At 72.1% G+C, this 21,851-nt stretch carries 24 protein-coding genes; 16 read left to right on the forward strand and 8 right to left on the reverse strand.

The window, feature by feature from the left end; translation table 11 throughout:
- The first annotated feature begins 62 nt into the window (after positions 1 to 62).
- Complete coding sequence (locus ACE3Q2_RS10200) at positions 63 to 1,208, forward strand: DNA alkylation repair protein (protein ID WP_231696318.1); 1,146 nt, start codon at positions 63 to 65, stop codon at positions 1,206 to 1,208.
- Here the strand turns inward: ACE3Q2_RS10200 and ACE3Q2_RS10205 are convergent.
- Complete coding sequence (locus ACE3Q2_RS10205; protein ID WP_231696319.1) at positions 1,174 to 2,082, reverse strand: ribonuclease H-like domain-containing protein; 909 nt, start codon at positions 2,080 to 2,082, stop codon at positions 1,174 to 1,176. The two genes, ACE3Q2_RS10200 and ACE3Q2_RS10205, sit on opposite strands and share 35 nt — an antisense overlap.
- A complete protein-coding gene (locus tag ACE3Q2_RS10210) occupies positions 2,079 to 4,529 on the reverse strand; it encodes a DEAD/DEAH box helicase (RefSeq protein ID WP_374473941.1) in 2,451 nt (816 codons plus the stop codon). Before ACE3Q2_RS10210 ends, ACE3Q2_RS10205 begins: the two co-directional genes overlap by 4 nt.
- A gap of 174 nt (positions 4,530 to 4,703) precedes the next feature.
- Here ACE3Q2_RS10210 and ACE3Q2_RS10215 point away from each other — a divergent pair, with 174 nt between their 5' ends.
- Positions 4,704 to 5,543: a universal stress protein gene (locus ACE3Q2_RS10215; RefSeq protein ID WP_231696321.1), complete on the forward strand. Its 840-nt coding sequence runs from the start codon at positions 4,704 to 4,706 to the stop codon at positions 5,541 to 5,543.
- Between the two features lie 9 nt (positions 5,544 to 5,552).
- Here ACE3Q2_RS10215 and ACE3Q2_RS10220 read toward each other — a convergent pair whose 3' ends face one another.
- The 3 genes from ACE3Q2_RS10220 to ACE3Q2_RS10230 are packed head-to-tail and all read right to left on the reverse strand — an operon-like array spanning position 5,553 to position 8,788.
- Positions 5,553 to 7,421, reverse strand: coding sequence for a diguanylate cyclase domain-containing protein (locus ACE3Q2_RS10220; RefSeq protein WP_374473942.1), 1,869 nt, complete (start codon positions 7,419 to 7,421; stop codon positions 5,553 to 5,555).
- 3 nt (positions 7,422 to 7,424) lie between these two features.
- The gene (locus ACE3Q2_RS10225) at positions 7,425 to 7,802 is read right to left on the reverse strand and encodes an I78 family peptidase inhibitor (protein WP_374473943.1); all 378 of its coding nucleotides are present in this window, start codon (positions 7,800 to 7,802) and stop codon (positions 7,425 to 7,427) included.
- A 59-nt stretch (positions 7,803 to 7,861) separates the two neighbouring features.
- A complete protein-coding gene (locus ACE3Q2_RS10230; RefSeq protein ID WP_231696324.1) occupies positions 7,862 to 8,788 on the reverse strand; it encodes an alpha/beta hydrolase in 927 nt (308 codons plus the stop codon).
- 136 nt (positions 8,789 to 8,924) lie between these two features.
- Here ACE3Q2_RS10230 and ACE3Q2_RS10235 point away from each other — a divergent pair, with 136 nt between their 5' ends.
- From ACE3Q2_RS10235 to ACE3Q2_RS10250, 4 genes are all read left to right on the forward strand, one after another.
- A complete protein-coding gene (locus tag ACE3Q2_RS10235; protein WP_231696325.1) occupies positions 8,925 to 10,010 on the forward strand; it encodes an alkene reductase in 1,086 nt (361 codons plus the stop codon).
- 61 nt (positions 10,011 to 10,071) lie between these two features.
- Complete coding sequence (locus tag ACE3Q2_RS10240) at positions 10,072 to 11,451, forward strand: esterase/lipase family protein (protein ID WP_374473944.1); 1,380 nt, start codon at positions 10,072 to 10,074, stop codon at positions 11,449 to 11,451.
- A 36-nt stretch (positions 11,452 to 11,487) separates the two neighbouring features.
- A complete protein-coding gene (locus ACE3Q2_RS10245) occupies positions 11,488 to 12,249 on the forward strand; it encodes a hypothetical protein (protein WP_231696327.1) in 762 nt (253 codons plus the stop codon).
- Entirely contained in the window at positions 12,230 to 12,619 is a 390-nt protein-coding gene (locus tag ACE3Q2_RS10250; RefSeq protein ID WP_374473945.1) for a YchJ family protein, read from the forward strand. Before ACE3Q2_RS10245 ends, ACE3Q2_RS10250 begins: the two co-directional genes overlap by 20 nt.
- Positions 12,620 to 12,629: 10 nt before the next feature.
- On the opposite strand, the gene ACE3Q2_RS10255 is transcribed toward ACE3Q2_RS10250, so the two are convergent.
- Together ACE3Q2_RS10255 and ACE3Q2_RS10260 are read right to left on the reverse strand one after the other, a co-directional pair.
- Positions 12,630 to 13,103 carry an OsmC family protein gene (locus ACE3Q2_RS10255; RefSeq protein WP_043804001.1) on the reverse strand — a complete coding sequence of 158 codons (474 nt, stop codon included), beginning with the start codon at positions 13,101 to 13,103 and terminating at the stop codon, positions 12,630 to 12,632.
- Between the two features lie 23 nt (positions 13,104 to 13,126).
- Positions 13,127 to 13,957 (reverse strand): TlpA disulfide reductase family protein, encoded by an 831-nt coding sequence (locus ACE3Q2_RS10260; RefSeq protein ID WP_231696329.1) that lies wholly within the window; start codon positions 13,955 to 13,957, stop codon positions 13,127 to 13,129.
- Positions 13,958 to 14,102: 145 nt separating this feature from the next.
- Here ACE3Q2_RS10260 and ACE3Q2_RS10265 point away from each other — a divergent pair, with 145 nt between their 5' ends.
- Genes ACE3Q2_RS10265 through ACE3Q2_RS10285 form a run of 5 tightly spaced genes read left to right on the forward strand, consistent with a single transcriptional unit; the run spans position 14,103 to position 17,194 of the window.
- Positions 14,103 to 14,648: a YeeE/YedE thiosulfate transporter family protein gene (locus ACE3Q2_RS10265; protein ID WP_231696330.1), complete on the forward strand. Its 546-nt coding sequence runs from the start codon at positions 14,103 to 14,105 to the stop codon at positions 14,646 to 14,648.
- The gene (locus ACE3Q2_RS10270) at positions 14,645 to 15,205 is read left to right on the forward strand and encodes a DUF6691 family protein (protein ID WP_043803421.1); all 561 of its coding nucleotides are present in this window, start codon (positions 14,645 to 14,647) and stop codon (positions 15,203 to 15,205) included. The genes ACE3Q2_RS10265 and ACE3Q2_RS10270 overlap by 4 nt, the downstream gene beginning before the upstream one ends.
- 29 nt (positions 15,206 to 15,234) lie before the next feature.
- The gene (locus ACE3Q2_RS10275; RefSeq protein WP_374473946.1) at positions 15,235 to 15,522 is read left to right on the forward strand and encodes a hypothetical protein; all 288 of its coding nucleotides are present in this window, start codon (positions 15,235 to 15,237) and stop codon (positions 15,520 to 15,522) included.
- A gap of 24 nt (positions 15,523 to 15,546) precedes the next feature.
- The gene (locus ACE3Q2_RS10280) at positions 15,547 to 16,218 is read left to right on the forward strand and encodes a hypothetical protein (RefSeq protein ID WP_374473947.1); all 672 of its coding nucleotides are present in this window, start codon (positions 15,547 to 15,549) and stop codon (positions 16,216 to 16,218) included.
- Positions 16,219 to 16,228: 10 nt separating this feature from the next.
- Entirely contained in the window at positions 16,229 to 17,194 is a 966-nt protein-coding gene (locus ACE3Q2_RS10285) for a sulfurtransferase (RefSeq protein ID WP_374473948.1), read from the forward strand.
- 33 nt (positions 17,195 to 17,227) lie between these two features.
- Here ACE3Q2_RS10285 and ACE3Q2_RS10290 read toward each other — a convergent pair whose 3' ends face one another.
- Positions 17,228 to 18,211 (reverse strand): MBL fold metallo-hydrolase, encoded by a 984-nt coding sequence (locus tag ACE3Q2_RS10290; RefSeq protein WP_231696334.1) that lies wholly within the window; start codon positions 18,209 to 18,211, stop codon positions 17,228 to 17,230.
- A 74-nt stretch (positions 18,212 to 18,285) separates the two neighbouring features.
- On the opposite strand from ACE3Q2_RS10290, the gene soxC reads away from it, so the two are divergent.
- The 5 genes from soxC to soxZ are packed head-to-tail and all read left to right on the forward strand — an operon-like array spanning position 18,286 to position 21,847.
- Entirely contained in the window at positions 18,286 to 19,641 is a 1,356-nt protein-coding gene (gene soxC / locus ACE3Q2_RS10295; protein ID WP_374473949.1) for a sulfite dehydrogenase, read from the forward strand.
- Positions 19,625 to 20,647 (forward strand): c-type cytochrome, encoded by a 1,023-nt coding sequence (locus ACE3Q2_RS10300; RefSeq protein ID WP_374473950.1) that lies wholly within the window; start codon positions 19,625 to 19,627, stop codon positions 20,645 to 20,647. Before soxC ends, ACE3Q2_RS10300 begins: the two co-directional genes overlap by 17 nt.
- A gap of 26 nt (positions 20,648 to 20,673) precedes the next feature.
- The gene (locus ACE3Q2_RS10305; RefSeq protein ID WP_231696337.1) at positions 20,674 to 21,009 is read left to right on the forward strand and encodes a c-type cytochrome; all 336 of its coding nucleotides are present in this window, start codon (positions 20,674 to 20,676) and stop codon (positions 21,007 to 21,009) included.
- Positions 21,010 to 21,046: 37 nt separating this feature from the next.
- Complete coding sequence (gene soxY, locus ACE3Q2_RS10310; protein ID WP_231696338.1) at positions 21,047 to 21,508, forward strand: thiosulfate oxidation carrier protein SoxY; 462 nt, start codon at positions 21,047 to 21,049, stop codon at positions 21,506 to 21,508.
- 27 nt (positions 21,509 to 21,535) lie between these two features.
- On the forward strand, positions 21,536 to 21,847 hold the full coding sequence (soxZ, locus tag ACE3Q2_RS10315; RefSeq protein ID WP_374473951.1) for a thiosulfate oxidation carrier complex protein SoxZ: 312 nt from the start codon (positions 21,536 to 21,538) through the stop codon (positions 21,845 to 21,847).
- Positions 21,848 to 21,851: the final 4 nt, after the last annotated feature.

The raw sequence follows: 21,851 nt of genomic DNA on the forward strand, positions 1-21,851 counted from the left end.
TCAGCCGCGAAGCTTTTCGCGAGAAGCTTCGCGGCTGAAGCCGCTCCTACAGGAAAGCCGCCGTGGCGGAACCGTTCAAGAACCTGATCAACGCCTCGCTGGTGCGTGCCTGCGCGCACCACCTGCAGCGCGCGTGGCGTGGCTTCGACCGCCGGGCCTTCGAGGCGCGGGCGCTCGACGGGCTCGAGGCGCTGGAAATGAAGGCCCGCGCCATGCACATCACCGACGCGCTCGAGGCCACGCTGCCCGACGACTTCGACCGCGCCGCCGGCATCATCGAAACCGCGCTGGCGCCGGCCGCCACCGACGACAGCCTGGCTTTCGGCATCACCGACGCCGGCCTGGCCGGCTGGATCGGCTGGCCGCTGGGCGAATACCTCGCCCGTCGCGGCCAGGCCGCGCCCGAACGGGGTCTGCTGGCCCTGCGCGAACTCACCCAGCGCTTCACCAGCGAATTCGCGGTGCGGCCCTTCCTGGTGAACCACCTGGACCTGACGATGGCGCACCTGCACCGCTGGAGCACCGACCCCAGCGCGCACGTGCGCCGCTGGACCAGCGAAGGCAGCCGCCCGCGCCTGCCCTGGGGCCTGCAGGTGAAGTCGCTCATCGCCGACCCGTCGCCCACGCTGCCGCTGCTGCGCGCGCTGCAGGACGACCCCAGCGCCTACGTGCGCCGCAGCGTGGCCAACCACCTCAACGACATCGCCAAGGACCATCCCGGGCTCGTCGCCGGCTGGTTGGAAGAACACCTGCCCGGTGCGCCCGCGGAGCGCACGGCGCTGCTGCGGCACGCCAGCCGCACGCTGGTGAAACGCGGCGATCCGCGCGTGCTGGGCGCCTGGGGGCTGGGCAAACCCTTCCGCGGCGAGGCGACGCTGGCGGTGTCGCCCAAGCGGGCTTCGGTGGGCGGCGGCGTGGCGCTGGTGGCCACGCTGGCCTCGTCCTCGCCGCGCGCGCAGTCTCTGGTGGTGGACTACGTGGTGCACCACGTGAAGGCGAACGGCGGCACGTCGCCCAAGGTGTTCAAGGGCTGGAAGCTGGAACTCGGCCCGCGCGAGACGCGACGGCTGGAGAAAAAACATTCGCTCAGGCCCATCACCACCCGCGTTTACCACCCCGGCCTGCATCGCGTGCAGCTGCAGGTGAATGGCAAGGTGGTGGCCGAGGCGGCCTTCACCCTGGCCGTTCCGCGCTCCGAGCTTGTGTAGGAGCGGCTTCAGCCAGGTGGGTGAGCAGTTGCAGCAAACTGCGCACGTCGGTGTGGTTGTGCGCCAGCACGCGGCGCAGGTCGGTGGCGGGGCCGCCCTGCAGGTAGTCGCGCCAGGCGCGCGGGGCTTCGCTGCCGGGCAGGTCGTCTTCGCGCAGCACGCGCAGCAGGCGGCGCTCCACGGTGGCCAGGCGGCAGTTTTCCCACTGGCCGCGGTAGCGGCGGCGCACCGGGTGCAGCAGGTCCAGGTGCGCCAGCGGCGTGACCGGGCAGGGCAGCCGCGCCAGCCGGTAGCGCGCCTTGAGCAGCGGCGCGTCGTAGCTGCGGCCGTTGTAGCTCACCAGCACCGTGCCGGGTTCGAGCCAGCCTGCGAAGGCTTCCAGCATCGCGGTTTCCGCGGCGAGCGTGGTGGAGAGCAGCTGGCGGATGCGCAGCTGGCCGTCCACCAGGTCGCTGGCGCCCACCATGAAGGCGCGCGTGCCGGTGCCGCCGGAAAGGCCGGTGGTCTCGGTGTCGAAGCAGAGCAGGCGCGCGGCCTCGACCGTGTCGAAGCCCTTGGCGAAGCTGGCGTCGAGCATGGCGGGCAGCGGCGGTGCTTCGTGGCGGGATTCGAAGTAGCGCAGGCCGGGGGCGATTTCCTCGCCGGGCAGGTGGCGGTCGAGCACGCGCGGCGTGGACGGCACCGCCGCCAGCGTGCGCGTGCGAAGGCCGAGCAGGCGGCGGATGTTTTCGGGGACTTGGGGGCGGGGAGGCTGGGGCGAGGTTGTGCCGTCTCCCCAACCCCTCTCCCCTCGGGGGAGAGGGACGGGGAGAGGGCGCTCCTTCCCCGCCTGCCGCTGCAGCGCCCGCAATTTTTCCGCCAGCGCCGCGCTCACGCCGCCGGCTCCAGCAGCGCCAGCACCTTGGCGGCGAGCGCTTTCGGCGTGGCTTCGGACTTGTCCTCGTCGCCGGCCAGCACCGGGCCCACGCAGGCGGGGCAGCCGGCGCGGCAGTCGCAGGCGGCCACCAGGGCGCGTGCGCGCTGCACCAGTTCCGCCTGCCGCCGCCACAGCGGTTCGCTCAGGCCGATGCCGCCGGGGTAGTTGTCGTACAGGTACACGGTGGGCGTGAAGCGTTCGGCCGTTTCGGGGCTGGCGGTTTCGCCGCCGGCGCCGCGCAGCTGGCCGCGGCCGCGGCCGTCGGCGTGTGCGAACCAGGCGCCGTCGCCGCTGCCCACCGCCTGGCGCAGGTCGCGGCCTTCGGCCATCACCGCCACCGTGGCCACCACGTGCAGCGCGTGGGCCGCGCCCAGGAAGCCGTCGAGCGCATCCTGGCGCGAACCGAAGGCCTGCTCCAGCGTGTCCTGCGGCAGCTGCCACCAAAGCGCGGTGGTGTGCATTTCCTGGTCGGGCAGGTTCACCGGGCCGTAGCCGATGTTCTCGTGCGTGTAGTAGCGGATCTTCTTGTAGCCGGGCACGCGCCGCACCACGTGCACCTCGCCGTGCTGGGCGCTGCCGTCGCCAGCGCGCACGCCGTCGAAGCGCTCGAGCACCTTGAGCTTGGTGTAGTCGATGGCGTCGGTGTAGTAGTCGACGTGCGTACGCGTGACGTAGGCCTTGCGGCCTTCCCAGTCGAGCCGCTCCACCTGGAAGGGCACCGACTGCACCATGTGGATGGCGCCTTCGTAGAGCGTGAGCGCGGCGGCGGAATAGTCCACCTCGGCGATGATCTTCTGGGCGCCGTCGGTGCGGTCCACCACCACGAAGTTGCCGTCGGCCACCGAGCGCAGGCTCACCGCGTTGGCCGGGTAGCTGTCGGCGATCCAGTCCCAGCGTTCGCCCTCGGCGTGCAGCACGCCGGTTTCGGCCAGCACGTCAAGCCAGGGCGCCGGGTCGAGCGGGCCGTAACTTTCGCCGCGCAGGAAGGGCAGTTCGAAGGCGGCGCAGCGCAGGTGGTCGAGCAGGATCAGCGGCTGGTCGGGCGCGATGCGCGCGTGTTCGGGATTGGCCTGGGCGAAGAAGTCAGGGTGCCGCACCAGGTACTGGTCGAGCGGGTCGGACGTGGCCACCAGCACGCCCAGCGACGGCTGCTGGCGCCGCCCCGCGCGGCCCACGCGTTGCCAGGTGGCGGCCACCGAGCCGGGGTAGCCGTTGAGCACCACCACGTCGAGCGCGCCGATGTCGACGCCGAGCTCGAGCGCCGAGGTGCTGACGATGCCGTCCACGCTGCCCGCGCGCATGGCCCGCTCGGCCTCGCGGCGCTCGTTCGGCAGGTAGCCGCCGCGGTAGGCGCGGATGCGCGGCGGCTTGCGCGGGTCGTGGTCGAACACGTCCTTGAGGTACTTGGTGAGCACTTCCACCATGGTGCGCGACTGCGCGAACACCAGCGTCTTGAGCCCCGCGCGGATGGCCAGCCGGGCGATGCGGTTGGACTGCGAACGCGCCGAGGCGCGCAGGCCAAGGTCGGGGTTCACCACCGGCGGGTTCCACAGCAGCAGGTGTTTTTCGCCCACCGGCGCGCCCGATTCGGTGATGGCCTGCACCGGTGCCTCCACCAGCGCCTCGGCGTGCGCGCCCGGGTTGCCGATGGTGGCCGAGCACAGGATGAACTGCGGGTTCGCGCCGTAGAACGCGCACACCCGCTTCAGCCGGCGGATGACGTTGGCCAGGTGCGAACCGAACACGCCGCGGTAAGTGTGCACTTCGTCGACCACCACGTAGCGCAGGTTCTCGAAGAACTGCGCCCACTTGGTGTGGTGCGGCAGGATGGCCTGGTGGAGCATGTCGGGGTTGGACACCACCAGGTCGGCGTGCAGGCGCACGGCCTGGCGGGCGTCGCCGGGCGTGTCGCCGTCGAAGGTGTGGCAGCGCAGGCCCAGGTTGCCGGCGCGGTTGAGTTCCAGCAGCTCGGCCACCTGGTCCTGCGCCAGCGCCTTGGTGGGGAACAGGAACAGCGCCTTGGCCTGCTGGCGCATGGCGGCCGACACCACCGGCAGCGTGTAGCACAGGCTCTTGCCCGAGGCGGTGGGCGTGACCACCACGAAGTGCTTGCCGGCCTGCGCCGCTTCCCAGGCCTCCGCCTGGTGGCTGTAGAGCTGGCCGATGCCGCGTTCGCGCAGGGCATCGGCCAGGTTCGGCGGCAGGTCGGCGGGCAGCGGCGCGTAGCGGCCGTCGCGCGCGGGTTGCACGAAGTGGCCGGTCACCCGGTCGCCGTATTTGTGCTGCAGGCGCTCGGCCAGCTGGCGCGGGTCGCGGGCGCGCGGGCTGCCGGGCAGCTCGGCCGGCGTGGCGGGGTCGAGCGCCAGGGCGCGGGCGTCGTGGCGGGCGAGGGCGGTGGAAGGCATGGCGGGCGGCGTCCGGGGCGGGGAGGCCATTGCAGGCCCGGGCCGTCTCAGGGCATGAGACACGCGGCCGGCGTAGGCTTGACCGAGGTCAACGCGCCGCGGCCCCCGCGGCGTAGCGTGGCCGCATCAGGCCGCCCCGCGGCGTTGTCCCGAAGGCTTCCCGGAGGAATTGCCATGATCCGCGACTTGTTCGTCTTCCTGCAGGGCACCGCCACCGACGCCGGTGCGCTCGACGCCGCCGCCGCGTTCGCGAAGGCCCACGACAGCCACGTGGCCGCGCTCTCGGTGGTGCACACGCCGGTGCCTTTCGCCACCGAGTGGGGCATCACCGGCGCGGGCCTGGACCAGGCCGGCTACGACCTGCTGCGCAAACTGGCCGAGGACACCGCTCAGGCCGCGCGCGACCGCCTGGCCGCCGCCGGCGTGCCGCACGAAGTGCGCGTGGTGGATTCGCCCCTGGCCTGGCCCGAGGAGGTGGCCGCCCTGCACGGCCGTTACGCCGACCTGTGCGTGTTCGGCGGCCCGCTGGCCGACGACCGCACCGCGCGCTTCGCCGTGGGCTTCGACGCGCTGCTCATGCACAGCGGCCGCCCGGTGCTGCTGGTGCCGGAGAAGGTGAAGCCCATGGTGCCGCCGCGCCGCGTGGTGCTGGCCTGGCAGCCGCGCCGCGAAGCCAGCCGCGCCCTGCACGACGCCCTGCCCTGGCTGCCGCGCGACGCCCGCGTGGACGTGGTGGTGGTGGACCCCGAACCCACCGCGCTGGGCCATGGCGAAGCGCCCGGCGCCGACATCGCCCGGCACCTGGCGCGGCACGGCTGCCACGCCCAGGTGGCGGTGGTGGAACGCGGCGTGCGAAGCACCGGCGAAGCCATCCTCGACCACGCCCGCGAATGCGTGGCCGACCTGCTGGTGATGGGCGGCTTCAGCCATTCGCGCTGGCGCGAGCAGGTGTTCGGCGGCGTCACCCGCACCGTGCTGCAGGGCGCGCGCCTGCCGGTGCTGTTTTCGCACTGAGCCCGCGGCTCAGCCCACCGCCAGCCGGTTGCGGCCGCTGGCCTTCGCGGCGTAGAGCTGGCGGTCGGCGGCGCGGATGAGCGAGGCCGCGTCTTCGCCGGCGCCGTAGCTCTTGGCCAGGCCCGCGCTGACGGTGACCACGCCGTGCGGGCTGGCCGGGTGCGGCAGGGCCAGCGCGGCCACGTCTTCCAGGATGCGGCGCAGGATGCGTTCGGCATGCGGCACCGCGATGGCGGTGAACAGCACCGCGAATTCCTCGCCGCCGTAGCGGTAGCAGCGCACGTCGCGGCGCATCTGCCCGGCCAGCACGGCCGCCACCTGGCGCAGCGCGTGGTCGCCGGCCTCGTGGCCGAGGGTGTCGTTGTAGGCCTTGAACGCGTCCACGTCGAGCATGCCCAGGGCCATGGCCTTCAGCGGCTCCTGGCTGGCCACCACCTGGGCCAGGTCGGCGTCGAAGGCGCGGCGGTTGGGCAGGGCGGTGAGGCCGTCGGTGCGGCTGAGCTGTTCGAGCTGCTCGTTGGCCTCGGCCAGCGCGCGCGTGCGCACCGCCACGGTGTCCTCGAGTTCGTGCTGGCGCTGTTCCACCTTGGCCGCCAGTGCCCGGAAGCTGCGCACCAGGCTGCCGATCTCGTTGTCCTGGTCGGCGGGCAGGCCGGCGCCGGCTTCGGCCGGGGCTTCGCCGCGGGCCAGGCCGTCGGCGGCGTCGCGCAGGCGGCGGATGGGCTGGCTAACGCGGCGGTCGAGCACGCTGCCCACCGTCACCAGCAGGATCAGCTGCAGCGCCAGGCCCAGCACCAGCATCATCATCGCAGCCTTGTGCGCCACGGTGGCGATCTCGTCCTCGGGGAAGAGCGTCACCAGGCGCCAGTCCGGGCCGTCGATGCGGGTGAAGGCCAGGTAGGCGCCGCTTTCCGCGTCGTGCATCACGTGCGAAGCATGGCCCTGGTCCATGTGTTCGCTGGCCAGGCGGTGCACGCGCGCGGGCAGCGGGTCGTCGAGCTCGTCCACGTGCAGCACGCCGCGCTCGCGGTCGCGTTCGGCCATTTCGCGGGGGCCGGCGATGAGGTGGCCGTCGCGGCTGAGCAGCAGCACCTGCGCGCCCGGCAGGCGGCTGCGCTCGAGCCGCGCCAGCAGGGCGTCGAGCAGGATGTCGTGGCTGGGGTTCACCAGGTGCCGGCCGTCGGCGCTGTCCACGGGCAGCTGGTAGGTGACCGTCCACTGCCGCGCGGTGAGGTCGAAATACAGGCCCGACCACACCGGCTGCCGTTCCGGGTTGTTGGCCCGGAGCGTGGCGGCCACCACCTTGCCGGCGGTGATGTCGAGGTCGGCGCGGGCCTGGCGGCCCCAGGGCGTGCCGGGCCAATAGAGCACCATCGCGTTTTCCGGCAGCGAGACGTGCAGGTTGGCGAAGGGCTCGCCCCAGGCGGGGCCCAGCTCGGCCGCCAGCTCGGTGGCGATCACCAGCCGGCGGCGGAAATCGTCGTCCAGGGGCGGGTGCTTCGTGCCGACGAAGCCGGTGGTGTGCACCGCGTAGCGGCCGTCGGCGGTGCGATGGCCGCGGTACCAGGAAGGATCCAGGCGCAGCGCGCCGTCGGCGCCGGCGGCGTACAGGGCGTCGAAGCGCGCGCCGTAGTCCACGGCGGCGTCCTGGTAGCGGCGCAGGAATTCGGCGCGGAAGTGGTCCAGGTGCGCCTGCGCGTCGCGGAAGGCCTGCTCTTCGTGCCGGCCCTGGTTTTCGGCGAAGGCCTGCATCTGTGCCAGCGCGCGATCGCGCGAGGCGTCGTAGGCGTACAGGTAACCCAGCCCGGTGGCGCCCAGCACCGCCAGGCCCGACCAGAACGCGACGCGCCTAAGGACCTGGTGCGCCAGCAGACGCATTGTTCAGCCGCAGCGCACCGTCAGCACGCGGTTGTCGGCGTCCACTTCGAGATTCAGGCGGTCTTCGCGCCAGTCCATGGTGACGGCCATGCCCGGGCGGATGACCCGGACGCGGTCGGAATGGGTGTCGGCGCGAACCTTGGCCACCAGGGCTTCGTCGGCGATCTGGCCGACGGCCCACTGGCCGGGGGCGGGGTCACAGGTCATGGCGGGTTCCTCGGGAGCAACGGGGGCGTCCATGGCGGGCGGCGGCGCCTCGGCGAATTCCGGGGCGCCGGTGTCGGCGTCGGCGGGCGGCGCGGTTTCCTGCGGCGGCGTGGCGCAGGCGGCCAGCGCGAGGCCGGCGGCGAGGGCGAGGCAGAGCGGGCGGAACAGGGACATGCGCGGGCTCCGGAGCGGGGGCTGGCCCCCAGACTAGCGCAGGCCCGGCCGGAGCGTCTTCAGCGCCGCGCGCCCCGGTCGGCCCGGGCCAGCGCGGCCCCGCCGCCGAAGTGCGCGAGCACCGCGTCGGCGGTTTCGCCGGGGTGGGTTTCCATCGGGCAGTGGCCGGCGCCGGCCAGGGTGACGCGCCGCGCCGCGGGCAGCGCGGCCTGCAGGCGGTCGGCCACCTCGGGCTTCACCCAGGCGTCGTTTTCGCCCCAGAGGATGAGGCTGGGTACCTGGTCGAGGTCTTCGCCGCGCGGGGTTTCGGGCCAGCGCGCGGCGTAGCCGTTCATGATGGCCAGCGCGGTGCCGGGCTTCTGCAGCGGCGCCAGGTAACCCGCCACTTCCTCGGCGCGCGGCGGCCGGCCATACGCTTTCCCAAGCAATTCGCCGATCTTTTCTTCCTTCAGATAGCGGCGTTCCACCCAGCCGGCGAACCACTGGCGCAGCTTGGGCGAGCGGAAGCGCTCGCGGCCGCGCAGCTCGCGCGCCGAAGGAATCGGGTTGCCGGCCACGTAGGCCACGGCCGCCACCCGGCCCGGCAGGGCCAGCACCAGCTCGGCCACCACCCGCGTGCCCATGGAATGGCCCAGCAGGCACCAGGCCTGCCCGCCGGCCTGGGCCTGCAGCCACGGCGCCAGCGCCGCGCCGGCGGTGTCGGGGAAGGGGCGGCGGGCGCTGTAGCCGTAGGCCGGCAGGTCCAGGGCCCAGACCGGGTGGCCGGCGGCGGCCAGGGCCGGGGCCAGTGCCCGGAAGGAGAAGGTGGAGCCGCCCAGCCCGTGCAGCAGCAGCACCGGGCAGCCCGTGGCCGGGCCTTCGGCCGGCCAGTGCCTGACGTGCACCTCGACGCCGGCCACGGTTTCCAGCCGGGAATTGGCGAATGGCGCGGCGGCGGCGGGGCCGCCGGCCAGCAGCAGGACACCGAGAAGGAGGAGGGCGCGCATACCGCATTCCAGCGCGCGGAGTGTCGGCGCGGCGTCACGGATTCGTGCTTCTACGGAAACGATACGTGTCGCCAGACGGCCTTTGTTACCAGAAAGGCGACACCCATCCTATGCCCATCCCACGGAGGCTTTCCCCATGACCACCCGCCTGAACACCCCGCACACCCTGGCCGGCCTGACCCTGCGCAACCGCGTGGTGATGGCCCCGATGACCCGTTCCCGCGCCGAGGGCAACCTGCCCAACGCCCTGATGGCCGAGTACTACGGCCAGCGCGCCGGCGCCGGCCTGGTCATCACCGAGGGCGTCTCGCCCTCGCCCAACGGCCTGGGCTACTCCCGCATCCCGGGCATCTTCAACGCCGAGCAGGCGCGCGGCTGGGCCCAGGTGGCCAAGGCCGTGCACGCCGGCGGCGCGAAGCTGTCGATCCAGCTGATGCACAGCGGCCGCATCGGCCACGCCGCCAACCTGCCGGCCGGCGCCGAAGTGCTGGGCCCGTCGGCCATCGCCGCGGCCGGCCAGGTGTGGACCGACACCTCGGGCATGCAGCCGCACCCGGTGCCGCGCGAAATGACCGCCGCCGACATCGCCGCCACCCGCGAGGAATACGTCCGCGCCGCCATCCTGGCGCGCGAGGCCGGCATCGACCTGGTGGAAGTGCACGCGGCCAACGGCTACCTGCCGGGCCAGTTCCTGAACCCGAAGTCGAACCAGCGCACCGACGAATACGGCGGCAACGGCGCCAACCGCGCGCGCTTCCTGCTGGAAATCGTCGACGCCACCATCGCCGCCATCGGCGCCGGCCACGTCGGCGTGCGCGTCTCGCCGTTCAACCCGTTCAACGACCTCGAGGCCGGTTTCCCGGGCGAACGCGAGGACTTCCTGGCCCTGGTGGACGAACTGGCCCGCCGTGGCATCGCCTACCTCAGCCTCATCGCCACCCCGGGCGCGCTGCCCGAGGGCCTGGTGGCCGAGGTGCGCGCCCGCTACGAAGGCACGCTGATCCTGGCCGGCGACTACGACGCCGCGCGCGCCGAAACCGACCTGGCCGCCGGCCTGGCCGACCTGATCGCCTTCGGCCGTCCTTTCATCGCCAACCCGGACCTGCCGGCCCGCCTGTTCGCCGGCAAGCCGCTGGCCGAGATGGACGCCAGCAAGCTCTACAGCCCCGGCCCCGAGGGTTACACCGACTACCCCGCGCTGCGCGAAACCGCCGCCGCCTGAGCCCGACCGGGACTTCTGGCGGTGCCGGCGTTCACCGGCCGCGTGTGAGAATCCGCGCCCCATGATGTTCCGTCTCCGCCAACTGCTGATGATCGTGCTCGCCAGCCTCGTGCTGGCGGGCTGCGCCAGTTCGGGCCAGCGGCCCGACCTGGCGCGGCTCTACGAAACCCAGCCGCTGGACCCGGCGCAGCCGCCGGTCATCCTGATCCACGGCCTGATGGGCTCCACCCTGGTCGAGCGCGACACCGGCAAGGAGTACTGGCCGGGTTCGCTGGGCACCCTGGCCTTCAGCAACTACCGCGAACTGGCCCGCGTACGCGAGGTGGAAGCCCGCGGCGGCGGCCTGGTGCCGGGCGACCTGTTCTACGGCGTGGCGCGGGTGGACTACTACGAGGCGCTGATCGACGCGCTCGAGCGCGTGGGCCGCTTCCAGCGCGGCAAGCCCGGCGTGCCCGTGCACGGCGACGACGACCGCCGCCGCTACTACGTGCTGCTGTACGACTGGCGCAAGGAAAACATCCACGCCGTGCGCCAGCTGCACGAACTGATCGAGCAGATCCGCCGCGACTACGACGACCCCGACCTGGCGGTCGACATCCTGGCGCACAGCAATGGCGGCCTGATCGCCAACTACTACCTGCGCTACGGCACCGCCGACGTGCTCGACCAGGCGCAGTTCACGCCCTGGGACGAGGGCGGCAGGCGCATCCGCCGCATGGTGCTGCTGGGCACGCCGGCCATGGGCTCGGTGGTGAGCCTCGAGCGCCTGCAGCAGGGCGTCAAGATCGCGCTGCGCACGGTGCCGGTGGAAGTGCTGGTGACCTTCGCCACGCCGTTCGAAACCCTGCCGCACCCCGACGCCGGCGTCATCTACAGCGCCGACGGCAAGCCGCTGGACTTCGACATCTACAACGCCGACGCCTGGCGCGTGCGCCGCTGGGGCATCTTCTCGCCCGAAGTGGAGGCGCGGGTGCTGGCGGCGGCGCCCGACCACGAAACCGGCGCGCTGCAGATGGCCGAACTGCAGGCCTACTTCGTGCGCCACCTGGCGCGGGCGAAGCAGCTGCAGCTGGCCCTGGGCCAGCCGGCGCCGCCGACCGGCACCGACGTGGCCGTGCTGGGCGGCGACTGCACGCTCACCCCGGGCCGCGCCGTGCTCGACCGCGACCCGCGCGACCCGCGCAGCGAACGCCTGGTGATCCGCCCGGGCGAGCTGCGCCACAAGGTGGCCGGGGTGGACTACGAGCGCCTGCTGATGGTGCCCGGCGACGGCCTGGTCACCCGCGAGTCGCAGCTCGGCCGCGGCCAGTTCGAAGGCGTGGGCGCCGGCATCGAGGCCTTCCCGGCCGCCAGCAGCTTCTTCCTGTGCGAGCGCCACGACCAGCTGTCGGTCAACCCCTACGTCCAGAACAACCTGCTGAACTTCCTGCTGGCGCCCTGACGCCCGGGCGCCCCCGGCCCGGCATAGAATGCCGGCATGAAGGACCTGCGCCCCCTGCTGATCGACTGCCGCATCGAGCTGCGCAAGCTCGCGCGCGATTTCCAGAAGACAGAGCTGTGCGAGCGCCTGGACCTGGCCATCCAGCAGGTGGCCAACGCCAGCCTGGCGCCGGCCGCCGCGCCGGTGAACGAGGCCGCGCCCGGCACCCCGTCCGAAAAGACCCAGACCGTGAGCCAGGTGGCGCTGGCCTGGCAGACCGCCGCGCGCGACCTGAAGTTTTCCGACCCGGCCATCCACGCCCGGCTGAGCGAAAAGGTGATGCGCCTGCTCGGCGCCAGGTCGCTGGCCGACCCGGCCACGGAAATCCTGCAGCTCGAAGGCATGCTCAAGGCCGCCGAACAGCGCATCCAGCAGCTTGAAAAGGCCCAGCAGGCCATCGAGGTGGAGCGCGACGCCCTGCTCGGCGCGCTCGCCAGCGCCGTGCCCAGCCTGCGCGACGCCGGCGACCGCCTGGCCGTGGGCCTGGCCCGCGTGGCCTGGCTCAAGGCCGAGGCGGAGAAAGCCGCCAGCGGCAGCGCGCCGGTGAAGCGCGCGCCCGAGCCGCAGGACACCGTGCCCACGCCGGAACTGCTGGCCGCCGCCGCCGCCGGCGCCGTGTCGCTGAGCAAGGAACAGCGCGAATGGTGCGTGGGCGAAGCCATGGTGGTCACCGGCTTCCAGTACACCCCGGTGGAACTGATCGAGAAGGGCGACGCCGCCATCGCGCGGCTGATCCTCGATGCCCGCAAGTCCGCCTGAGGCCTGCCCCTGCGGCCGCGGCGACTACGCGCACTGCTGCGGTCCGCTGCACGCCGGTTCGCCGGCGCCCGACGCCGAGGCGCTGATGCGTTCGCGCTACAGCGCCTATGCGCTGCACCTGGCCGACTACCTGCTCGCCACCTGGCACCCTTCGACGCGCCCGGCCACGCTGGCCTTCGACGAACAGCCGCCGCTGTGCTGGCTGGGCCTGGACGTGAAGCGCCACGCCGCCGACGGCGACCGCGCGGTGGTGGAGTTCGTGGCGCGCTACCGCCAGGGCGGCGGCAGCGCCGGGCGGATGCGCGAAACCAGCCGCTTCCTGCGCGAAGGCGGGCGCTGGTATTACGTGGACGGCGACGTGGCCGGCTGAACCGCGGCGCTCAGGCGCCGGCTTCGAAGCTCTTGTCGCCCACCAGCACGCGGCCGTCGGCGTCGCGCACCACCACGTCCACCTCGATGCCGTCGCGCACGCTCTGCGTGACCACGCAGAAATCCTCGAACTGGGCCAGGATGCGCTCGAGCGACTTGTGCGCGCCCGGGCCCTCGGCCATGTCGATCTCGGCGCGCACGCGCGGGATGCGCCAGCGCCCGGCTTCGTTGCGGGCCATCTCGCCGCTGATCTTCGCCCGCAGCGGGCCCGGCGCGTTGCCGAACTTGCGCAGCGCGAAGGTGAGGCTGGCGGCCAGGCAGTTCGCGATCGCCGCGAGCAGCAGCCTCGACGGATTCGGGCCGGCGCCGGCGCCCAGCGGCGCGGGTTCGTCGGTCATCAGGTCGTCGATGCCGTCGCCGAAGCTGACGCGGAAGGCGTAACCCTCCTGCTGTTCCAGGTGGACCTCGATGGTCTTGGTTTCCATGGGCGGTTGCTCCGGCGTCGGGTTCAGGGCCCGAGGGTAGCAAGGAGCACGGCGATGCGCGCCTCCGACAGTTCGCCCACGGCGCGCGCGGCGACACGGCCGTCGGCGTCGAGCAGCAGCAGCGTGGGGTAGCCGATGGCGCCCGCGGCCTGGCCCCAGCGCGACGCCGGGTCGAGCAGCACGTCCGCGGCGGGCAGGGCGTGTTCGTCGGCGTAGGCCTGCACCTCGGCGCGGGCCTCGCCCTGGTTGAGGTAGGCGATGCGGATGCCCGGGTGACGTGGCGCCGCCTCGCGCAGGCGCGGCAGCGTGCGCCGGCAGGACGGGCACCAGGTGGCCCACAGCACCACCAGCACCGGGCCGCGGCCGTGCAGGTCGTCGGCCACGCCATCGGCCAGGCGTTCGAGCGCGAAACGCGGCGCGGGCGGCCGCGTCGGTTCGCGTTCGAACGACAGCGCGCCCACGAGCAGCAGCAGGAGCGACGCGCCCAGTGCGCCGGCAACCAGGCCCGGTCGTCGTTCCGGGCGCCGCCAGCCGACGAACAGCAGCAACCCGCCGACCGCCGCGAGGCCACCCGCCAGCGACCAGCCGCCGTCGCGCAGGTTGAGCAGGCTGGTTGGCGCGTCGGCGTAGGCGCCCGCGTGCAGCAGCACGTAAGCCAGCCGCGCGCCGCAGGCGCCGGCGAACAGGGCCCACCAGAGCGCGCGTTCGTCGCCGGCGAAGCCTTCGCGTTCGCCGCGACGGCGCCAGCGCGCGGCGAGCAGCGCGGCCGCGAACAGCGCCAGTGCCAGCCATAGCCCGCCTGGCAGCAGCAGTGGCCCGAGCGCGAGTTCGGGAATGTCGAGACGGAAATCCATGCGATCGGAACTGCGACGAAGTTGGCGGTCAGGCGGTGATGGTTACAAGTGAAACGATTATTTGTTGCATCGCAAGGTTGACAGTCCCGTGACCGCAGCGCACCTTGCGCGCCAGTCATACTCATACGGGTAGGGGTATCGAATCATGAGTTCCATCCCTGGTTCCAGCGCCTGCGAGGCCGGCGCCAAGCCGCTCTGGCGTCCTCACGCGGCGGGCGTGCTGCTTGGCCTCGGCCTGCTGCTCACCTTCGTGCTCACCGGCCACGGCCTCGGCGGCAGCGGCTTCACCACCGCGTTGGCCGCGAAGAGCGCGCAGGTCGTGGCCCCGGCCGCCACCGAAGCCAACAGCTACTTCGGCGGCATGGTCGAGGATGGCCGCAACCCGCTCGACGCCTGGATCACCTGGCAGGTGATCGGCGTGGCCTTCGGCGCGCTGATCGGCGCGCTCAGCGCCCGCCGCTTCAAGATCCAGCTCGACGGCCCGGGCGCGCTCGGCAAGCCCGGCCGCGTCGCCATGGCCCTGCTGGGCGGCATGGTCGCGGGCTTCGGCGCGCGCATCTCGCTGGGCTGCACCAGCGGCCTGGGCCTCTCCGGCGCGGCCACGCTGGCCACCGCCGGCTTCGTCTTCCTCGGCGGCTTCTTCATTTCGGGCGCGGTGTTCGGCCTGCTCACCCGGAGGCTCTGGAAATGACTTTCCCCATCGGCTTCGACGGCATCATCTCCGGCCTGCTCTGCGGCCTCGTGTTCGGCTTCGCGCTCGAGCGCGCCGGCTTCGCCAGCGGCTGCAAGCTCACCGCCCAGCTGCGCTTCCAGGACTGGGCCGTGTTCAACGTGATGTTCACCGCCATCCTGGTCTGCGCCGTGGGCCTGTACGTGCTGCGCCTGGCCGGCCTGGTGGACATGGAGCAGGTCTACATCCCCACCACCTACCTCTGGGCCACGGCGCTCGGCGGCGTGGGCGTGGGTGCCGGCATGGCCATCGGTGGCTACTGCCCGGGCACCTCGGTGGTCGGCTTCATGTCGGGCCGCATCGACGGCCTGGTGTTCTTCATCGGCATCATCGCCGGCACCTGGCTGTTCGCCGGTGCCTACGACTTCCTGTTGCCCATGCTTGAGGCGCTGCCCGGCCCCGAGGCGCAGACCCTTTCCGAACTCGCCGGCGTGCCCGACTGGGTGGTGCTGGTGGCGCTGACCGCCGTCGCCGCCGTCGTCGGCTGGTTCACCGCCCGTCCCAAGGCAGCCGCCTGAGCGGCCGCACTGATTCCAGGAGCAAGACCATGAGCAAGACCTCCCACAGCACCACGCTCACCGCCCGTCTCTCGGCGCTGATGCTCGTCGCCGGCGCGCTGGCCCCGGCCGCCTTCGCCCAGGACGCCAAGCCGGCGCAGGAGCCCGCGCAGGCCACCGAGCAGGCGCAGGACGCCGACAAGGACAAGGCCGCTGCCCCGGCCGCCGCGCCGGCCGCCGCGCCGGCCCCGGCGCCCCCCGCCGCCGCGCCCAGGAAGCCGGCCAACCCCTGCGCCCCGGCGCCGCGCAAGAAGAAGGCGCGCAATCCCTGCGCCTGAAGCCGGCCCACGCCTGAGCCCGCCATGTCCCCGACCCTGCCACGCCTCGCCGGCCGCGACGAAAACCTGCCCGCCCTGCGCGCGGCCGGCTCGGAGCTGCTCGACGTGCTGCATGCGCTGCACCGCAAGGGCCGGAACGTGGTGACCGAGCTGATGCACCCGCGCACTTCGCTGGGCGAGTGGGAACACCTGCCCGCCGACGACGTGCTCGATCCGGCCACGGGTTTCCGCTACTACTACCACGCGCATCCGGACAGCGCGGCCAGGCGCGAGCACGGCCACTTCCACCTGTTCCAGCGCGTGCCGGGCAACGGCGGCAAGCCCGCCTTCACCCACCTGGCCGGCGTGTCGGTGAACGCGGCGGGACTGCCGCTGCGCGCCTTCACCACCAACCGCTGGGTCACCGACGAGGTGCTGCAGCCGGCCGAGGCGGTGGGCGCCATGCTCGACCGCTTCGACGTGCGCACGCCGCGCCGGCTGGAACTGGTGCACCGCTGGCTGGGCGCCGTGACGCGCCTGTTCCGCCCGCAGCTGGACTGGCTGCTCGCCCAGCGCGACCAGCGCATCGCCCATGAACTGCCGCGCCGGCCGAACCTGTTCGAAGACCGCCGAACCGAGCTGCTGTCCGAATGCACGCTCGACCTCGGGCGCCAGTTCGCCCGCCTTGAACACGCCACCGCCCCGGCCCGGGGCTGAAGGAAGGACCATGAAACCCTATGCCCTGATGTTCTCGCTCTCCGCGCTGCTGTCGGCGCCGCTCGCCGCGGTGGAACTGCCCGGCCCGGTGGTCAGCCCCGAGTGGCTGCAGCAGAACCGCGACGCCGTGGTGGTGCTCGACGTGCGCAATGGCCTGGACGCCTTCACCGGGGCGCCGGAATACGAGACCGCCGAAGACGGCAGCAAGAAGCTGGTCACCGTCGGTGGCCACGTGCCCGGCGCCCGCCCGGTGGACTTCAACACCCTGCGCGTCAGCATCACCGTCGACGGCAAGAAGATCGACAAGATGCTGCCCCCGCGCGAACAGGTGCAGGCGCTGGTGCGCGGCTGGGGCGTGAACCAGGGCGACGTGCTGGTGATCACTTCGCCGGGCGAGAGCTTCGATGAATCCGACATGGCCGCGCGCCTGTACTGGACCCTGAAGGTACACGGCCACGAAGCGATGGCGCTGCTCGACGGCGGCAACGCCGCCTGGGGCCAGGCCGGCCTGCCGCTGGTGACCGACGCCGCCACCACGCCCGCCGCGGGCAACTGGACCGCCGGCGAGCTGCAGGCGAAGTGGTTCGCCGCCGCGGCCGACCTCAAGCCCGGCCAGGCCAGCCCGCAGCTGGTGGACGCGCGCCCGGCGCCGCAGTACCTGGGCCTGTTCTTCAAGAAGCCGGCGGTGACGGCCGGCGGCCACGTCGAAGGCGCGGTGAACTTCGCGCCGGACGTGCGCACCCGCGAAGCCGGCCTGGCGCGCGGCTTCTTCACCGCCGACCGCTACCGCCAGGTGCTGGGCGCCGTGGGCGTGAAGCCCGAGGCCGGCAGCATCGTGTACTGCAACACCGGCCACATGGCCGCCGGTGCCTGGTTCGTGCTGAGCGAAGTGCTGGGCGTCGAAGGCGTGAAGCTCTACGACGGCTCCATGCACGAGTGGACCACGCTGGGCCACCCGGTGGTGGGCCTGGACTGATCCATGCCCTTCCTGGCCGCCCCCGTGATCGCCTCAGCCGCCGCCCGCGGACCCGAGAGCCTCGGCTTCGAGCTCGAGGTACACGGTGTAGGCGTTGCGCCGGTTGGCGGCCTCGAAGGTGGGCAGGTTCGCGTACCTGCTCCAGTCGATGCGCTCGTAGGCCTCGTCGAAGGGAACCATGTCCTGCACGGCGCGGCCGAGTTCCGTGCGCAGGAAACGCAGGTAGCCGCCGGTGAGCGCCAGGTCGGCGGCGACGCTTTCCGAGGCTTCGCCATGGCCCGGCACCACGACCCTGGCGCCGGCGGCCTGCATGCGTTCGATGGCGGCCAGCCAGCCGCGCGTGTTGCCGTCCACCACGAAGGGCAGGCGACCGCTGAAGTACAGGTCGCCGGCGAACAGCACGGCGTCGTCCGCGACCAGCAGCATCATGTCGTCGGGCGCGTGCGCATGGCCGCCGGTGACCAGGCGGAAATCCACGCCGCCCAGCGAGAAGGCCTCGCTGTCGGTGGCCTTGAATTCGATCCAGCGGTCGGCGGGCAGCACGCGGGTGCTGTCGTCCACCCACGGCGCCAGCTCGACGCGGCGCTGGGCCAGGCGTTCGCGCGCGAGGTCGGAGGCCAGGTAGGCCTGGCCTTCGCTGCGCGCCCAGATCTCGGCGCCTTCGGCCTGGAACACCTGCAGGCCGTAGACGTGGTCGGCGTGGTAGTGGGTGACGATGACGCGGCGCACGGGCTGGTCGGTGACGGCGCGGATGGCCGCCAGCATTTCGCGCGCCAGCGCCGGCGTGCCCAGCGCGTCCACCACCACGACGCCGTCGTTGGTGACCACGAAACCGGCGTTGCTGGTGTAGCCGCGGTTGGCCTGGCTGGCCACGCCGGAATCGCCGTGGAAGTACCAGCTGTGTTCGCCGACGCGCACCGCCTCGAGCGCCGCCACCGGGGCGCTGGCGCAGCCGGTGGCCAGCGCCAGCGCGGCGCCGAGCAGGGAAAGTCCAGGTCGTGCACGCGTCGGGTTCATGCCGCCAGCCGGTTGGGGATGTGCGTGGAATCGTACCAGCACGCAACGAAAACGATGATGCGGGAGACGCACCGATGAGTTCCGAATCCACCCGCCCGGGGCGCCTGCTCAAGGCCCCGGAAGGCTTCCTCGACAACGACTTCATCAAGTCGGTGAACAAGGAAGGCTTCAACGAAGAGCGCCGCGACTGGATGCGCCGCATGTTCACCGCCGCCGCCGGCGTCGCCGCCGCGGCCGCGCTGCCGCGCCTCGCCGCCGCGCAGGAGGGCGACCCCGACATCCTGAACCTGCCGCCGTGGTCCACCTCGCTCGGCCTGCCGGTGGCGCACCGCCCCTACGGCCAGCCGGCGAAGTACGAATCGAACCTGGTCCGCCGTGAAAGCCCCGGCCTGGCCAGCGTGCCGCAGGCCTCGGTGGCGTTCACCCCGCTGCAGGGCCTGTTCGGCATCATCACGCCGTCGGGCCTGCACTTCGAGCGCCACCACCAGGGCTGGCAGGAAATCGACCCGGCCCGCCACCGCCTGATGATCAACGGCCTGGTGAAGACCCCCAAGGTCTACACCATGGACGACCTGATGCGCCTGCCGTCGGTGTCGCGCATCCACTTCATCGAGTGCGGCGCCAATTCCGCCATGGAATGGGGCAACGTGGCCGTGCCGACCGTGCAGTACACCCACGGCATGCTCTCGTGCTCGGAGTACACCGGCGTGCTGCTGTCGACGCTGCTGGAAGACTGCGGCATCGACCTCAAGCGCGCGAAGTACCTGCTCGCCGAGGGTGCCGACGGCTCCAGCATGACCCGCACCATCGACATCGAGCGCGCGCTCGACGACGCCATGGTGGCCTACGGCATGAACGGCGAGATGATCCGCCCGGAGCAGGGCTACCCGCTGCGCCTGGTGGTGCCGGGCGTGCAGGGCGTGAGCTGGGTGAAGTGGCTGCGCCGGCTGGAAGTGGGCGACAAGCCCTATGCCACCAAGGACGAGACCTCCGGCTACGCCGACCTCATGCCCGACGGCACCATGCGCCAGTACACCTCGATCCAGGAGGCCAAGTCGGTCATCACCTCGCCGTCCGGCGGCCAGGTGCTGCTGGAGAAGGGCTACTACAACGTCACCGGCCTGGCCTGGTCCGGCCGCGGAAAGGTGAAGCGCGTCGATGTCTCCTTCGACGGCGGCATCACCTGGCAGACCGCGCGCCTGGAGACGCCGATACTGAGCAAGGCGCTCACCCGCTTCAACATCGGCTGGGCCTGGAACGGCGAGCCGGCGCTGCTGCAGAGCCGCGTCATCGACGAGACCGGCTACGTGCAGCCCACCTACGGCCAGCTGCGCGCGGTGCGCGGCACCCGTTCGGTCTACCACAACAACGCCATCCAGACCTGGAAGGTCGCTGAAAACGGCGAGGTGTCGAATGTCCAGGTCGCCTGAATTCACGGGCCTGTCCCTGGCGCTGCTGCTGGCGCTGGCGCCGGCCGCGGGCGCCTTCGAAGGCGTGGGCCGCCCGGCCACCGAGGCCGAGGTGAAGGCCTGGGACATCGACGTGCGCCCGGACTTCCAGGGCCTGCCCGAGGGTTCGGGCAGCGTCATGGACGGCGAGCAGATCTGGATCGAGAAGTGCTCGTCCTGCCACGGCGACTTCGGCGACGCCAACCACGTGTTCCCGCCGCTGATCGGCAACACCACCGCCCAGGACATCGAAACCGGCCGCGTGGCCGCGCTGGCCCAGGCCGGCGCCACCCGAACCACCATCATGAAGGTGCCCACCGTCTCGACGCTGTGGGACTTCATCAACCGCGCCATGCCCTGGGACAAGCCCAAGTCGCTCAAGCCCGACGAGGTGTACGCGGTGGTGGCCTACATGCTCAACCTCGCCGAGGTGGTGCCGGCCGACTACGTGCTGAGTCACGAGAACATCGCCTGGGCGCAGTCGCGCATGCCCAACCGCAACGGCATGACCTTCGACCACGGCCTGTGGAAGGTGGACGGCAAGCCCGACACCCGCAACAAGGCCTGCATGAAGGACTGCCGCGAGACGGCCGAGGTCACCTCGAGCCTGCCCGACTTCGCGCGCAACGCCCACGGCGAGCTGCAGAAGCAGAACCGCGAATACGGCGCCATCCGCGGCGCGCGCACTTCGCCGGAAGGCGAGGCACCGGCCGAAGTGGCCGCGGTGTCGAAGGCGCCCAACGAGCTGCTGTCCGGCAATGCCTGCCTGGGCTGCCACGGCATCGACGCCAGGCTGGTCGGCCCGGGCTTCCGCGAGATCGTCGCGAAGCACAAGGACCGCGCCGACGCTGCCGAGTACCTGGCCGGGAAGATCCGCAACGGCGGCTCCGGCGTCTGGGGCGCGATCCCCATGCCGCCGCAGCCGCAGCTCGACGACGAGCAGGTGAAGACCCTGGTGCGCTGGCTGCTCGACGGCGCGCCCGAATAACCCCCATTCCACGCAAGGCGAACACGATGAACCAGCGAAACACCCGCACCCTGCTTCCCCTGGCCGCGCTCGCCGTGGCCGGCCTGTCCGGCGCCGCCAGCGCCGCCGCGCCGACCGACGCGCTCAGCCGCAATGCCTGCTCGGCCTGCCACGGCGTGGACGCCAAGATCGTCGGACCGGCCTTCGCCGACGTCGCCAAGAAGTACGCCGGCCAGGCCGACGCCAGGGACGCGCTCAAGGCCCGCATCAAGGCCGGCGGCTCCGGTGCCTGGGGCCCGGTGCCGATGCCGCCGCAGCCGAACCTGTCGGACGCCGACCTCGAACTGATCGTCGACTGGCTGGTCGGCGGCGCCAAGCCCTGATCCCCGCTTTCCACCCCACGCGCAACACGGAGTTTCCATGAACCTCAATCGTCGTTCCTTCCTCGTCTCCGGCGCCTCCGCGCTGGCCCTGCTCGGCGTCGCCGCGGCGTGGCCGGTGCGTGCGCTGGCCAAGCTGGTCCGCCCCGAGGCGGCCTTCACCGCCACCACCGTCAATGACGCCCTGGCCGGCATCGGCGGCGCCGCCGAAACCAGCGCCGAGATCGTGTTCCAGACCCCGGAGATCGCCGAGAACGGCGCCGTGGTGCCGGTCAGCGTCACCAGCAACATCCCGGGCACCGACCAGATCTCGATCCTGGTCGAAGCCAACCCGAACCCGCTGGTCGCGGTGTTCTCGATCCCCGAAGGCACCCTGCCCAGCGTGATGACCCGCGTGAAGGTCGCGCAGACCTGCAACCTCACCGCCGTGGTGCGTGCCAACGGCAAGAACTACTCGGTGTCGCGCGAGACCAAGGTCACCCTTGGCGGCTGCGGCGGCTGATCCAGAAGCATTCGAAGGAGAAAAGACATGGGCAACCCGATGCGCATCCGCGCCACGATCAAGGGCGACACCACCGAAGTGAAGGTGCTGATGTCCCACCCGATGGAAACCGGCCAGCGCAAGGACTCGGCCGGCGCCGTCGTCCCCGCGCACTTCATCACCTCGGTGGTGGCGCACCACAACGACCGCGAAGTGCTGTCGGCGGAGTGGGGCGCGGCCGTCTCGCAGAACCCCTTCCTGCAGTTCTCGTTCAAGGGCGGCGCGGCCGGCGACAAGGTCAAGGTGTCCTGGACCGACAACAAGGGCGACACCCGCAGCGACGAAGTCGCACTGGCGTGATGCC

This window comes from Arenimonas sp. (genome assembly GCF_041913985.1).
GTDB lineage: Bacteria > Pseudomonadota > Gammaproteobacteria > Xanthomonadales > Xanthomonadaceae > Arenimonas.

Coding starts and splice junctions, on each gene's coding strand:
- ACE3Q2_RS10210 (WP_374473941.1), bottom strand. CDS start 4,529: ATGCCTTCCACCGCCCTCGCCCGCCACGACGCCCGCGCCCTGGCGCTC.
- ACE3Q2_RS10215 (WP_231696321.1), top strand. CDS start 4,704: ATGATCCGCGACTTGTTCGTCTTCCTGCAGGGCACCGCCACCGACGCC.
- ACE3Q2_RS10220 (WP_374473942.1), bottom strand. CDS start 7,421: ATGCGTCTGCTGGCGCACCAGGTCCTTAGGCGCGTCGCGTTCTGGTCG.
- ACE3Q2_RS10225 (WP_374473943.1), bottom strand. CDS start 7,802: ATGTCCCTGTTCCGCCCGCTCTGCCTCGCCCTCGCCGCCGGCCTCGCG.
- ACE3Q2_RS10230 (WP_231696324.1), bottom strand. CDS start 8,788: ATGCGCGCCCTCCTCCTTCTCGGTGTCCTGCTGCTGGCCGGCGGCCCC.
- ACE3Q2_RS10235 (WP_231696325.1), top strand. CDS start 8,925: ATGACCACCCGCCTGAACACCCCGCACACCCTGGCCGGCCTGACCCTG.
- ACE3Q2_RS10240 (WP_374473944.1), top strand. CDS start 10,072: ATGATGTTCCGTCTCCGCCAACTGCTGATGATCGTGCTCGCCAGCCTC.
- ACE3Q2_RS10245 (WP_231696327.1), top strand. CDS start 11,488: ATGAAGGACCTGCGCCCCCTGCTGATCGACTGCCGCATCGAGCTGCGC.
- ACE3Q2_RS10250 (WP_374473945.1), top strand. CDS start 12,230: ATGCCCGCAAGTCCGCCTGAGGCCTGCCCCTGCGGCCGCGGCGACTAC.
- ACE3Q2_RS10255 (WP_043804001.1), bottom strand. CDS start 13,103: ATGGAAACCAAGACCATCGAGGTCCACCTGGAACAGCAGGAGGGTTAC.
- ACE3Q2_RS10260 (WP_231696329.1), bottom strand. CDS start 13,957: ATGGATTTCCGTCTCGACATTCCCGAACTCGCGCTCGGGCCACTGCTG.
- ACE3Q2_RS10265 (WP_231696330.1), top strand. CDS start 14,103: ATGAGTTCCATCCCTGGTTCCAGCGCCTGCGAGGCCGGCGCCAAGCCG.
- ACE3Q2_RS10270 (WP_043803421.1), top strand. CDS start 14,645: ATGACTTTCCCCATCGGCTTCGACGGCATCATCTCCGGCCTGCTCTGC.
- ACE3Q2_RS10275 (WP_374473946.1), top strand. CDS start 15,235: ATGAGCAAGACCTCCCACAGCACCACGCTCACCGCCCGTCTCTCGGCG.
- ACE3Q2_RS10280 (WP_374473947.1), top strand. CDS start 15,547: ATGTCCCCGACCCTGCCACGCCTCGCCGGCCGCGACGAAAACCTGCCC.
- ACE3Q2_RS10285 (WP_374473948.1), top strand. CDS start 16,229: ATGAAACCCTATGCCCTGATGTTCTCGCTCTCCGCGCTGCTGTCGGCG.
- ACE3Q2_RS10290 (WP_231696334.1), bottom strand. CDS start 18,211: ATGAACCCGACGCGTGCACGACCTGGACTTTCCCTGCTCGGCGCCGCG.
- soxC (WP_374473949.1), top strand. CDS start 18,286: ATGAGTTCCGAATCCACCCGCCCGGGGCGCCTGCTCAAGGCCCCGGAA.
- ACE3Q2_RS10300 (WP_374473950.1), top strand. CDS start 19,625: ATGTCCAGGTCGCCTGAATTCACGGGCCTGTCCCTGGCGCTGCTGCTG.
- ACE3Q2_RS10305 (WP_231696337.1), top strand. CDS start 20,674: ATGAACCAGCGAAACACCCGCACCCTGCTTCCCCTGGCCGCGCTCGCC.
- soxY (WP_231696338.1), top strand. CDS start 21,047: ATGAACCTCAATCGTCGTTCCTTCCTCGTCTCCGGCGCCTCCGCGCTG.
- soxZ (WP_374473951.1), top strand. CDS start 21,536: ATGGGCAACCCGATGCGCATCCGCGCCACGATCAAGGGCGACACCACC.